The 11,514-nt window shown below is 71.1% G+C and carries 10 protein-coding genes and 1 tRNA gene; 4 read left to right on the forward strand and 7 right to left on the reverse strand.

Annotated elements, in window-relative coordinates; translation table 11 throughout:
- Nucleotides 1–32 precede the first annotated feature (32 nt).
- Both P2424_RS24765 and P2424_RS24770 read right to left on the reverse strand, forming a co-directional pair.
- A tRNA-Met gene (locus P2424_RS24765) sits at nucleotides 33–109 on the reverse strand.
- Nucleotides 110–158: 49 nt separating this feature from the next.
- Nucleotides 159–3,080, reverse strand: coding sequence for a UPF0182 family protein (locus P2424_RS24770; protein WP_276477919.1), 2,922 nt, complete (start codon nucleotides 3,078–3,080; stop codon nucleotides 159–161).
- Nucleotides 3,081–3,220: 140 nt separating this feature from the next.
- Between P2424_RS24770 and P2424_RS24775 the strand changes: the two genes are divergently transcribed.
- The gene (locus tag P2424_RS24775; protein WP_276477920.1) at nucleotides 3,221–3,787 is read left to right on the forward strand and encodes a PPA1309 family protein; all 567 of its coding nucleotides are present in this window, start codon (nucleotides 3,221–3,223) and stop codon (nucleotides 3,785–3,787) included.
- 125 nt (nucleotides 3,788–3,912) lie between these two features.
- Here the strand turns inward: P2424_RS24775 and P2424_RS24780 are convergent, their stop codons facing one another.
- From P2424_RS24780 to P2424_RS24795, 4 genes are all read right to left on the reverse strand, one after another.
- A complete protein-coding gene (locus P2424_RS24780) occupies nucleotides 3,913–5,028 on the reverse strand; it encodes a PDZ domain-containing protein (protein WP_276477921.1) in 1,116 nt (371 codons plus the stop codon).
- Between the two features lie 25 nt (nucleotides 5,029–5,053).
- Nucleotides 5,054–5,359: a hypothetical protein gene (locus tag P2424_RS24785; RefSeq protein WP_276477922.1), complete on the reverse strand. Its 306-nt coding sequence runs from the start codon at nucleotides 5,357–5,359 to the stop codon at nucleotides 5,054–5,056.
- 205 nt (nucleotides 5,360–5,564) lie between these two features.
- A complete protein-coding gene (locus P2424_RS24790) occupies nucleotides 5,565–6,062 on the reverse strand; it encodes a molybdenum cofactor biosynthesis protein MoaE (RefSeq protein ID WP_276477923.1) in 498 nt (165 codons plus the stop codon).
- A gap of 118 nt (nucleotides 6,063–6,180) precedes the next feature.
- On the reverse strand, nucleotides 6,181–7,281 hold the full coding sequence (locus P2424_RS24795; RefSeq protein ID WP_276477924.1) for an SDR family oxidoreductase: 1,101 nt from the start codon (nucleotides 7,279–7,281) through the stop codon (nucleotides 6,181–6,183).
- A gap of 187 nt (nucleotides 7,282–7,468) precedes the next feature.
- On the opposite strand from P2424_RS24795, the gene P2424_RS24800 reads away from it, so the two are divergent.
- Together P2424_RS24800 and P2424_RS24805 are read left to right on the forward strand one after the other, a co-directional pair.
- Complete coding sequence (locus tag P2424_RS24800) at nucleotides 7,469–8,983, forward strand: zinc-dependent metalloprotease (RefSeq protein ID WP_276477925.1); 1,515 nt, start codon at nucleotides 7,469–7,471, stop codon at nucleotides 8,981–8,983.
- The gene (locus tag P2424_RS24805; RefSeq protein WP_276477926.1) at nucleotides 8,980–9,558 is read left to right on the forward strand and encodes an NUDIX hydrolase; all 579 of its coding nucleotides are present in this window, start codon (nucleotides 8,980–8,982) and stop codon (nucleotides 9,556–9,558) included. Before P2424_RS24800 ends, P2424_RS24805 begins: the two co-directional genes overlap by 4 nt.
- Here P2424_RS24805 and P2424_RS24810 read toward each other — a convergent pair.
- Nucleotides 9,530–10,141, reverse strand: coding sequence for a M48 family metallopeptidase (locus P2424_RS24810; protein ID WP_276477927.1), 612 nt, complete (start codon nucleotides 10,139–10,141; stop codon nucleotides 9,530–9,532). The genes P2424_RS24805 and P2424_RS24810 overlap by 29 nt on opposite strands.
- 233 nt (nucleotides 10,142–10,374) lie before the next feature.
- On the opposite strand from P2424_RS24810, the gene P2424_RS24815 reads away from it, so the two are divergent.
- Nucleotides 10,375–11,457: a ThiF family adenylyltransferase gene (locus P2424_RS24815; protein WP_276477928.1), complete on the forward strand. Its 1,083-nt coding sequence runs from the start codon at nucleotides 10,375–10,377 to the stop codon at nucleotides 11,455–11,457.
- Nucleotides 11,458–11,514: the final 57 nt, after the last annotated feature.

An 11,514-nucleotide genomic window follows, 5' to 3' on the forward strand; every position in this document is an offset into this window, starting at 1 on the left:
CCGGAGTCTGTTGACTCCGGGCCTCTCCCGAGTGGTAGCGGGGACAGGATTTGAACCTGCGACCTCTGGGTTATGAGCCCAGCGAGCTACCGAGCTGCTCCACCCCGCGCCGTTGTGAGTACAACTCTACACCACTCGGCAGGGTGGTCTCACCCGCGCTACCCGCCGCTGCCGGATGAGCTCTCGCCACTGCCCTTCTGCTCGGCCTCGGCCGCCTCGTCCAACGCGTCCTCCAGCGCCTCCTGCTGCTTGCCGTACTCCTCCCAGTCGCCCTTCTTGCGCGCCTCCTCGCTCTTGTCCCACGCGGTCTGGGCGTCCTTGAGCGCTTCGGCGACCGAGGCGTTGGGCGGATTCTTCTCCTTGTCCTTGCCCTTGTCCTTCTCCTGGTCGCCGGGGCCGGTCCGTTCTCCGTCCTGCTGCCGGCCCTCGGTGTCGAAGACCTTGTTCAGCGCCTGTTCGAGGCTGTCCTCGAAGGCGATGCGCTCGTTGTAGGCGACGAGGACCTTGCGCATCCGCGGATAGTTGGTACCGGCACCGCGGACGTAGACCGGCTCCACGTAGAGCAGACCGCCCTCCACGGGCACGGTCAGCAGATTGCCGTACTCGACCTCGGAGTCACCCTTCTTCAGGATGTTGATCTTGTCCGCGATCACCGGATCGGAGTTGAACTTGCTCTGCACCTGTGAGGGGCCGGCGACCGTGGTGTTCGGCGGCAGTCTCAGCAGCCTGAGCTTGCCGTAGTCGCCGCTCTTCGCATCCGCGTCGACGGCCATGAACGCGCCCAGCGTCTCGCGCTTGTTCGGGTTGAACGTCGTCGTGAGCTGGAACTGCTGTTCCTTCTGACCCGGCATCTTCATGCTCAGGTAGTACGGCGGGACGGCGTTGCCCTTGTGCGTGGGGTCGTCCGGGACCTGCCAGCGCTCACTGCCGCTGTAGAACTGCGACGGCGAGGTCACGTGGTAGGTCTGCAGCAGGTCGCGCTGCACCTTGAAGAGGTCCTGCGGGTAGCGCAGGTGGTCCATCAGGTCATCGCTGATGGCGCTCTTGGGCTTCACCGTGTCGGGGAACGCCTTCATCCAGGTCTTCAGTACCGGGTCCTTCTTGTCCCACTGGTACATCTCGACCTTGCCCGTGTAGGCGTCCACCGTCGCCTTGACCGAGTTGCGGATGTAGTTGACGCGGTTCTGCTGGGCGACCACCGCGCGCTGTCCGTCGGTCAGCGAGTCCTCCGTGGTGTCCCCCAGGGTCGTCCGCGACGAGTAGGGATAGCCGTTGGAGGTGGTGTAGGCGTCGACGATCCACTTGATGCGCCCGTCGACCACCGCGGGATAGGGGTCGCCGTCGATGGTCAGCCACGGGGCGACGGCCTCCACGCGCTCCTTGGGGGTGCGCTTGTACAGGACCCGCGAGCCCTCGCCGATCGCCCCCGAGTAGAGGATCTGCGGCTCGTTGAAGTTGACCGCGTAGGCCGCGCGGTTGAGCGGGTTGGAGAGGTTGACGCCGCTGTTCGCCTTGTAGGTGTAGGTCTTCTCCCCGTTGTCGTCCGCGTAGTCCAGTTCCTTCTGCGGACCGCCGACGATGGAGTACTGCGTCGTCTTCTCCCCGTAGTAGACCCGGCCCTGGTACTTGCCCAGGTCGCCCTCCGGCGGCAGGTCCTTCTCGGTGAAGTCGGGAGCACCGTCCTTGTCCACCGAGGTGCCCTTGGCCGCGACCATGCCGAAGCCGTGGGTGTACTTGAAGTGCTCGTTGATCCAGTTCTTCTCCGGGATGCCGTTGGTGTTGATCTCCCGGAGGCCGACGACGGTGTCCTGCTCCTTGCCGTCCTTCGTGTAGCGGTCCACATCCAGGGTCGCCGGGAACTGGTAGTACCCGCGGACCTGCTGCTTCTGCTGGAAGGTCGGCGAGACGACGTTCGGGTCGAGCAGCCGCAGGCTCGCGGTGGTGTCGGCCGCGTTCCGCAGCTTCTCGTTGCTCGCCTTGCTGGTGCCCCGGTAGTCCTGCTCCTCGGCGTCGTCGATGTCGTACGCCTTGCGCGTCGCCTCGATGTTCTTCTTGATGTACGGCGTCTCCTTGGCCTGCTCGTTCGGCGAGACCTGGAACTTCTGCACCAGCGCCGGGTAGAGCCCGCCGATCAGGATGGCCGAGAGCACCATCAGCCCGAAGCCGATCACCGGCAGCTGCCAGGTGCGGCGCCAGATCGTGGCGAAGAAGAGCAGAGCGCAGATGATGGCGATGATGAACAGGATCGTCTTCGCCGGCAGGTAGGCGTTGGCGTCGACGTACTTGAGGCCCGTCCAGTTGTCGGTCGCCTTGAAGTCGCCCGACTTGACCGCCAGGCCGTACCTGTCCAGCCAGTAGGCCACCGCCTTCAGCGCGACGAAGACGCCCAGCAGCACCGAGAGGTGGCCGGTCGCCTGCGCCGTCGCCCGCGCGCCCGGGGTCGTCACCCGCAGCCCGCCGTAGAGGTAGTGCACCAGGGCGGCGGCCAGCAGCGAGAGGATCGCGGCAGCGAAGCCGAAGCCCAGCAGGAACCGGTAGAAGGGCAGGTCGAACGCGAAGAACGAGATGTCCTTGTGGAACTGCGGGTCCTTCGAACCGAACGGGACGCCGTTCACCCACATCAGCCAGGTGCGCCACTGGCCTGCCGCGGAGGCACCGGAGATCAGCCCGATCAGGGCCGTGGCCCCCAGCAGCACCCACTTCTTGTAGGGCGCCAGCGCCATGCGGTAGCGGTCGAGGCTCTGCTGCTCCATCGACATCGCGCTCAGCGGCGGGCGCAGCCGGTGGGCCAGCCAGATGTTGAACCCGACAGCCACGGCCATCAGCAGTCCGAAGACCGCGAACAGGCCGATCTTGGTCCACAGAGTCTTGGTGAAGACCGAGCTGTAGTCGACCGAGCGATACCACAGCCAGTCCGTCCAGAACCCGGAGAACATGACGAAGAGCATCGCCAGGACCACCAGCACGCCCGCTGTCATCAACAGCGTACGGGCGCGCCGGGAAGGCCGGCCCACTCTGATCCGTGGCCCGGAGGGGCCCCCTGAGCCCCGGTCCGGCATCTGGAAAGCCAAGGTGCGCACCTCAAAGATTCGCAGTTGATGAAGCGATGATGCTGGGCCCGCATCGTAGGCCCACCTAGGCAACTTAACGAAGCTTTACCCAGTTCCCGGTTCCGGGGTCCGAGTCACGTTTTCCGGCACCGGGACGGCACGATATGGGGATGGACAATCTCTCTCCCGAGGGCACGCCCCTCGCCTCCGGACCTCTGACCCGCGCGGTCCTGGAGATCGACGAATACGCCTCCGGCCTGGGCTGGGACCAGCCCGCACGGCTCTTCGCGCTGGTGAACACCGAGCGGCTGCGGGCCGAGGAGCCCGGCCTGGCCGGGCAGCTGGGGCTGGACCAGCAGCCGGACAGCACCCGGGGGACCTCCTTCACGCCGGTCGAGCAGGACGAGATCTCCGCGGAGGTGCCGCTGGACGAGTTCCTGGGGACGATCGCCTGGCCCCCGTCGGTCGACGGCTGCGCCGTCACCGTGGAGCGGCTGATGCTGCCGCCGTCGGCGGAGGCGACGGTGCCGCAGGACCTCGGCGAGGAGGAGCTGGCCCACTGGGTCGCCGAGCATCCCGAGCGCAGCGAGGTGCGGATGACGGTGGCGGTCCTGCGGGACGGGGAGCGCGAGTCGGCGCTACGGCTGCGGGAGAAGGACTCCGCCACGGAGGTGCTCACCGGTGGCGACCTGGTGCCCGGTCTCGCGGAGGCGCTGGCCGCGACCTTCGCGGAGTAGCCGGGGCCGGAGGGCGGCGCCGCACCGCGCCGCCGCCCGGCCCTGCGGGGCGGCCACAGGGGCCGCGCGGCGGAGGCTGAGGGGGCGGCGACGTCCCGGGGGCGCCTTCGCGCCCGGTGCGCCGCTCAGGGCGCCTTGCACCGGGTGAGCTCGTCGGTCCTGCCGCTGCGGATCTTCTTCAGCGCGCTGAGCGCGTCGTCGATGGTGGCGGTCTTCACCAGGGTGAGGCCCTCGGGCTTGTCCTTGGCGGCGGAGGCGCAGTTGCCCGCGGGGGTGAGGAAGTACTCGGCGCCCTTCTTGCGGGCGCCCACGGTCTTCATCTGGATGCCGCCGATCTCGCCCACCTTGCCGTCGTCGTCGATGGTGCCCGTCCCGGCGACGAACTTCCCGCCGGTCAGGTCGGCGGGGGTGAGCTTGTCGACGATGCCGAGCGCGAACATCAGTCCGGCGCTGGGGCCGCCGATGTCGGCGAGCTTGATGTCGATCTCGAACGGGAAGGTGTGCCCCACCGCGGGCTGGATGCCCACGACCGCACGGCCGTCGTCCGCGGCCTTCCGGGTGCCGACGGTGACCTTCTCGGCGTCCTCGGCCGGGGGCTTCTCGCCCCGCTTCTGGGCGGCCTTCACCCGGGCCGCCGGGATCACGGTGAAGGTGACCTTCTCGCCGGGCTTGTGCCGGGTGACCAGCTTGCCCACGCTCTGCGCCCCTCCGACCGGTGTGCCGTCCACCGCCGTGATGACGTCTCCCGCGTGCAGCCGCTTGTGCGCGGGGGCGCCCTTCTCCACGGAGCCGACCAGGATGTGGGTGCTGACCGGGAGATCCAGCTCCTTCAGGGCTGCGGCCTTGGCGCTCTCCTGGGAGGCGGTGAATTCCTCGGCGTTCTCCTCGTCGACCTCCTGGGCCGATTTGTCGTCCGGGTAGAGCGTGTGGTGCGGGACGACCAGGCTGTCATGGCGCAGCCAGCCGGACAGTGCCCCGAAGAGGGTCATCTTGTACTCGGAGCTGGTGACGCGGACGGTCGTCATATTGAGGTTGCCCGAGGTGTCGTACACCTCGGGACGCCCTTTGCGGCCCGGCTCGTCCTTGACGTTGAGCACCGGATCCCCGTCGTGCGAACCGAGGGTGTTCACCGTCGGGCCCGGTGACATCTCGGCATAGGGCACGTTCAGGAGCGCTCCGGCGCAGAACATCGTTATGAGCAGCAGCGCAGAGGTCAGCAGGGTCGCGGTGCGGCGAGGCATGGCACGACAGTACGGGAAGGGCCTGTCAACCTGCTTCCCGGGCCGGTCCGTCCGGGGTCGTGCGGGCCGCCGCGCCGGCGGAGGCGAGTTCGTGATCCGCCTTGCGCCGCCACCACCGGGGGTCGCGGCGGGCCTCGGGCTCGTCGGCCACCGCAGAGGCGTCGGGGGCGTCGTCGGCGCGGGACCGCTCCATGGCGACCCGGAAGCGCTCGTAGCCGGCCACCCCTGCGGCGTCGGGCGTCTTGACCCGGCGCCGCCCGACCCAGCTTCCCCACATGCTCGTGGCGACAGCGGCGACCAACGGGATCAGCAACCAGGCGAGAGCAGCCATCCGGAACCTCCCGACCCTCGTAGGTGCCTCCCGGGCACACGGCCCGGCGACCGGCAGACCGGCCGATGAGCAGATTAACCGTCGGTGTCTCAACGGTCAGGGCGAGGGGCCGGTTACGCAACCGGAACGAGCTGCACCCGCGTGCGCGGCGGACTGTGCCGAGCCCCCGGGATTCCGGGGTGATTCCCGGGCCGGGAACGGCTGCCTAGACGCCCACCCATTCCTCGGCTCCGTCGGCGAACGTCTGGTGCTTCCAGATCGGGACCTCGTGCTTGAGGTCGTCGATGAGCTTGCGGCAGGCGTCGAACGCCTCCGCACGGTGCGGACAGGAGACGGCCACGACCACGGCCAGGTCCCCCACCGCCAGCTCCCCGACACGGTGCACCGCGGCGAGGGCGCGCACCGGGTGGTCGGCGACGACCTTCCCGGCGACCCGGCGCAGCTCGGCCTCGGCCGTGGGGTGCGAGGAGTAGCCCAGACGGGCGACGTCGGCGCCGCCGTCATGATCGCGGACGGTACCGACGAAGAGCGCCGTGCCGCCCGCGGCGTCGTCGCCGACCGCGGCGAAGACCTCGTCCACGGACAGCGGGGCCTCGCGGATCTCCAGCAGCCGGATCGGGTCCGCGGCCCCCAGTTCACCGGGGTGGTCGGAGTTCACGCGCCGGTCCCCGGACCCGTGCTCGCCGTCGTACGTCTGTGCCATGCCGGTCATGCTGCCCTACCTGCCCCGGATCCGGAACACCCCGCCTGTCGCACCCGTCGTGTCGTACCCGCGCGACCGAGCTGGGCCCGCGGGGACCGCTCACAGCCCACGGGTGCCGCTACAGCCCGCGCCGCTTGCGCGCCCTGCGCACCAGTGCGGCGGTCCCCAGCAGCGCGACGGTCGCACCCGCGGCGCCGGCCGCGGTGGCCGCCTCCGTACGGCCCAGTCGCCGCCCCGCGACGGTGTGCCTGCCCGAGACGTCCTCCAGCAAAGCCTCGAGCACCTCCTCGTTCGTCCAGGCCGGACGCCAGCCCGCGTCGTGCAGCCGGCTGCCGCTGACCACCCAGGGATGCATGGTGTAGGCGAGGTCGGCGGCGGGCGAGGGGGTCAGTCCGAGCCGGTGCAGCCGGGAGGCGGCGCCCAGCGCGACGCTGGAGGGCAGCTCCATCCGACGCATCCCGGTGAGCTGCTCGACCTCCTCCTGCTCCAGCCAGCCGTCGCAGCCCACCACCATCTCGCCCTCGACCTTCTCCAGAGCGGCGTACTCGAGCGCGCCGACCAGGTCCTCCACGTGGCAGAACTGCCAGCAGGGGCGTGATCCGGCGACCACCAGGAGCCGCGGCGACTCGAAGTGGCGGGTGAGCGTGGTGTCCGTTCCGGCGCCGACCAGCACGGTGGGGCGCAGAACGGTCACGTCGAGGCCCGGGTGGGCCCGCGGGGCGCGCTGGGCCAGGCGTTCGAGCTCCAGCAGGTCGCCCACTCCCGTGGCGTCCGCGGTGGCCCGCAGCTCGGCGTCCTCCGAGAGCGGCACGTCGTTGTCCTGGAGCGCTCCGTAGACCATCGCCGAGGTGCACAGCACCACCCGGCGGACGCCCGCGGCCGCCGCGGCGGTCAGCACGGTCTGGGTGCCGCGCACGTTGTAGGCGGTGCGGGCCACCGGGTCGGTCTCCAGATCCAGGTCGAGCGCCAGGTGGACGACCACGTCCACCGGGTCGCCGTCGCCGCGCAGCCGGTCGGCGATGGCCGGGTCCCGCACGTCCAGGGTGTGCCACTGGGCCTCGGTCACCTCGCCTCTGCGCTCGTCCAGTGCGATGACCTGCTTGATCTCCTCGGACGCCGCCAGCCGCTCGGTGAGCAGCGCGCCGACCCCCGCGGCTGCGCCGGTGACGGCGACGGTCGGGGTTCGCGCTGCGCGAACGTGGGACTCGGAGGAACTCACCGGGCGTCTCCAGTGGTTGTTTCTGGTACGGGGTGCGCAGGCCCCATCCTGCCTGACTCGTGTCTAGGCTGGAGGCAGAGCCCGCACATCGCACCAGGACATAACGGCGCAGACCCGACCGCACCGAGGACATGCAGACCGTCCACGAACCACCAGACCGTCCTACGAGACAGAGCCGAGGAAACCCGTGAGTGACACCCCATTCGGATTCGGCGTACCTCCTGAGGAGCCCGAGGACGGGAACGACGGCGAGAAGAAGAAGCCGGGCGGCGACCAGCCGAACCCGTTCGGTTTCGGCGGCGCCACGGGCTCCGGCGGTGCCGACAACCCCCTGGCGGCGATGTTCGGCTCGCTGGGCGGCGGGCAGGGCCAGCTCGACCCGAGCGACCTGGGTGCCGCCTTCCAGAAGCTCGGCCAGATGCTCTCCTACGAGGGCGGCCCGGTGAACTGGGACATGGCCAAGGACATCGCGCGGCAGACGGTCGCGTCGGGGGCCCAGGACGGCTCCAAGGACGCCTCCGTCAGCCCGCACGACCGCGCGGCCGTCGAGGAGGCCGTACGGCTGGCCGACCTGTGGCTGGACGGGGTGACCTCCCTGCCCTCCGGCTCCGGCGCCGCGGTGGCCTGGAGCCGCGCGGAGTGGGTCGAGGCCACGCTGCCGGTCTGGAAGGACCTGGTCGACCCGGTCGCCGAGCGCGTCGGTTCCGCCATGGGCGACGTGCTGCCCGAGGAGATGCAGGCGATGGCCGGCCCGCTGCTCGGCATGATGCGCTCCATGGGGGGCGCCATGTTCGGCACCCAGATCGGGCAGGCGCTCGGCGTGCTGGCGGGCGAGGTCGTCGGCTCCACGGACATCGGACTTCCGCTCGGGCCGGCCAACAAGGCGGCACTGCTGCCGGTCAACATCGAGGCGCTCGGGGGCGGGCTGGGCATCCCGCTGGAGGAGGTCCGCCTCTACCTGGCCCTCCGGGAGGCCGCGCACCAGCGGCTGTTCGCGCACGTCCCCTGGCTGCGCTCGCACCTCTTCGGCGCCGTCGAGGGCTACGCCCGGGGCATCAAGGTGGACACCGCCAAGCTGGAGGACGTGGTCGGGCAGATCGACCCGCAGCGCCCCGAGGAACTGCAGGAAGCGCTCCAGCAGGGCATGTTCCAGCCGGAGGACTCCCCGCAGCAGAAGGCGGCGCTCGCCCGGCTGGAGACGGCGCTGGCGCTGGTCGAGGGCTGGGTGGACGCGGTGGTGCACGCCGCGGCCGAACCGCACCTGCCGTCCGCCTCCGCGCTGCGCGAGACGCTGCGCAGGCGGCGCGCCTCCGGCGGCCCGGCGGAGCAGACCTTCTCCACGCTGATCGGCCTGGAGCTGCGCCCCCGTCGGCTGCGCGACGCGTCCCGGCTGTGGGCCTCGCTGGCCGACGCACGGGGCGCCGAGGGCCGGGACGCCGTGTGGGAGCACCCGGACATGCTGCCGACGGCCGCTGACCTGGACGACCCGGACGCCTTCGTCCACCACGAGCAGCCGGACTTCTCCGAGCTGGACAAGATGCTGGGCGACGCGGCCGCAGCGGACAGCGGCACCGGCAGCACCCCTCGGGACGAAACCGGGAACGAGACCTCCGGCCGCGACCGATCGCAGGAGAAGCGCTCCGGGGAGCAGCCCGGCGACACGGACGGCACCGACGGCGGCGAGGGCGAAGGCACGCGGTGAGCGCGTCACCGAACGGCCTCCACGCGGATGCCGAGCGTGTCCTCACCCGGTGGCGCGGCCAGGACGGCGACCTCGCCCAGGAGGAGCTGCGCCAGGAGTACCTGCGCCACCTCGCCGACCGGCCGGACGGCATGTGGAAGGCATGCTCCGCGGGGCACATCACCGCCAGCGCGATGGTCGTCGACCCGCGGAATGACCGGGTGCTGCTGACGCTCCACCGCAAGCTGGGCAGATGGTTGCAGATGGGGGGCCACTGCGAGCCGGAGGACACCACCCTGGCAGGAGCGGCGCTGCGGGAGGCCACGGAGGAGTCGGGCATCCCGGGGCTCTCCCTGCTGCCCGGCGGCCCGCTCAGGCTCGACAAGCACCGCACGCCCTGCGCCTGGCATCTGGATGTGCAGTACGCGGCTCTCGCCCCCGAGGGCGCCGTCGCGGCGATCAGCGAGGAGTCCCTGGATCTGCGCTGGTTCGGCTTCGAGGAGGTGGCCGGGGTCGAGGATGCGTCCGTGGTGCGGCTCGCCCGGCTCTCGGCCGCGGCGGTCGCGGTCAGCCCCGGCCGGACCCCTCTCCCATGACGGAGCCGGAACCCTCCTCCGGGACGGGGCCGGGGCCTTCTCCCGCTACGGGCTGGTGCGGCAGCCGCTCGGCTGCCGCCACCCCCTCCAGGTAGCCGCGCGCCCGCTCGGTGCGCGGATACGCCTCCAGCAGTCGCCAGAACCGCGGACCGTGGCCGGGCACGAGCAGATGCGCCAACTCGTGCAGCAGCACGTAGTCGATGACGTACTCGGGCATGCCCTGCAGCCGGTGGGAGAGGCGGATACTGCCCTCCGCCGGTGTGCAGGAGCCCCAGCGGGTGTTCTGGTTGGTCACCCAGCGCACCGAGGCGGGCCGGGCATGCCCGCCGAGATACTGCTCGGAGAGGGTCGCCGCGCGCCGGGCGAGGTCGCTGTCGTCGAGCATGCGCCTGCTCTCCTGGGCGGCGAGCTTGTCGAGCATCACGCCGACCCAGCGCGCCTCCTCGTCCGCCGTCATGCGGGCCGGCAGCAGCACGACGGTGCGGTCGCCTTCGCGGTAGGCGGAGACGGTGCGGCGTCGGCGGGTGCTGCGGCGCACCTCGACCGCGCGTCGGCTGGTGCTGTTCAGCGGGTCGGCGGGCACGCCCCGACGTTACCCGCTGCGGTCGGCGGAAGTCCCGCCTCCAGGCTTGTTCGAGGAGGAAAGGCGACAAGAGACGGGGCACGGTGTAGATGAACGGCTCACGCTCGTATGACTGATGCCCTCGCCTGTGGACAACGCGCTCCGCGAAATCCGCCGGCGACGGCATGCTGTCCCCAGTGATCGACAGCCGAGCCGGGTCGAGTCCCGGCACGTCAGGGGGGAACGTGCACCCGATGATCAAGCCCGCGCTACGGCGGGGCTGGCGAGACAGGCAGACCGTGCAGTGCGGTGTGGCACCCGCGCACGCGGTGCTGCTGGGACCGTTGAGCGACGCGGCGGCGGCCTTCATCGAGATGATGGACGGAACCCGCAGCATGGAGCGGCTCCAGCAGGAAGCGGACCGGCTCGGGCTGGCGCCCCGGACCCCGGCGAAAATCACCGAGCGGCTCAGCGCCGCCGGGGTCTTGGACGATGCGACGGCCGACCGCGAAGCCGCGGCACACGTCACCGACCGGTTGCGGCCGGATCTGGCGTCACTGTCCGTGGTGCATCGCGAACCGGGCGGCGGGGTGCGCAGACTCGCCGCCCGGCGGGCCGCGCGCGTCCAGGTACGAGGGCTGGGCCGGGTGGGCGCCGCGGTGGCCGCGGCCCTGTCGGCCGCGGGGGTGGGCCAGGTGGATGTGGCGGACGGGGGCGTGGTGGAGGAGTGGGACACCGGACCGTGCGGGGTGCCTCCGGAGCAGGTGGGCACGCGCCGCGACGTGGCGGCACGCGGCGTGGTCCGCCGCTCCCGCTCCTGGCGGAGCGGCGCCCGCTCCGAGGTCGGCCTGGTCGTGGTGACACCGCGGGACGGCCTGGACGCCTACGCCCCCGACCCGGAAGCCACCGAGCGCTTCATGGAAGCGGGAACACCCCATTTGTTCGGCGGCGTGGTCGAGGCCACCGGGGTGGTGGGCCCTCTGGTGCTGCCCGGATCCGCGCCGTGCGCGGAGTGCCTGGCACGCACCCGGGCGGAACGGGAGCCCAGCTGGCCGATGCTGGTGGGCCAGTGGCGGACGGCGAGCAGACGGCGTACGGGGGTGCCCGCCTGCGACACGGCACTGGCCACCATGGTGGCGGGCGCGATCGCCTCCTACGCGCTGAGCTATCTGGACGGGGACGGAGCCTGCGCGGTGGGTTACCGGTTGCGGTTCGCGCTGCCCCACCTGCTGCCGGACACCGAGCAGTTCGCGGCGCATCCGGAGTGTCCGTGCGGTGCCGCTTCGGTGACCGCACCCCCCGCACAGCCGCGAACAGACGAAGGCAGGCGACAATGACCGGGTGGCCGACGTCCTCGGTGCTGTCTCGGGTGAGCTGTCAGGGAGTTGGAGGGA

It is taken from the genome of Streptomyces sp. WMMB303, assembly GCF_029351045.1.
Taxonomy (GTDB): Bacteria; Actinomycetota; Actinomycetes; order Streptomycetales; family Streptomycetaceae; genus Streptomyces.

What these genes read in the sequence shown, in the direction of transcription:
- P2424_RS24815 (WP_276477928.1), top strand. Translation starts at nt 10,375, where the DNA reads ATGATCAAGCCCGCGCTACGGCGGGGCTGGCGAGACAGGCAGACCGTG.
- P2424_RS24785 (WP_276477922.1), bottom strand. Translation starts at nt 5,359, where the DNA reads ATGGCTGCTCTCGCCTGGTTGCTGATCCCGTTGGTCGCCGCTGTCGCC.
- P2424_RS24790 (WP_276477923.1), bottom strand. Translation starts at nt 6,062, where the DNA reads ATGGCACAGACGTACGACGGCGAGCACGGGTCCGGGGACCGGCGCGTG.
- P2424_RS24780 (WP_276477921.1), bottom strand. Translation starts at nt 5,028, where the DNA reads ATGCCTCGCCGCACCGCGACCCTGCTGACCTCTGCGCTGCTGCTCATA.
- P2424_RS24775 (WP_276477920.1), top strand. Translation starts at nt 3,221, where the DNA reads ATGGACAATCTCTCTCCCGAGGGCACGCCCCTCGCCTCCGGACCTCTG.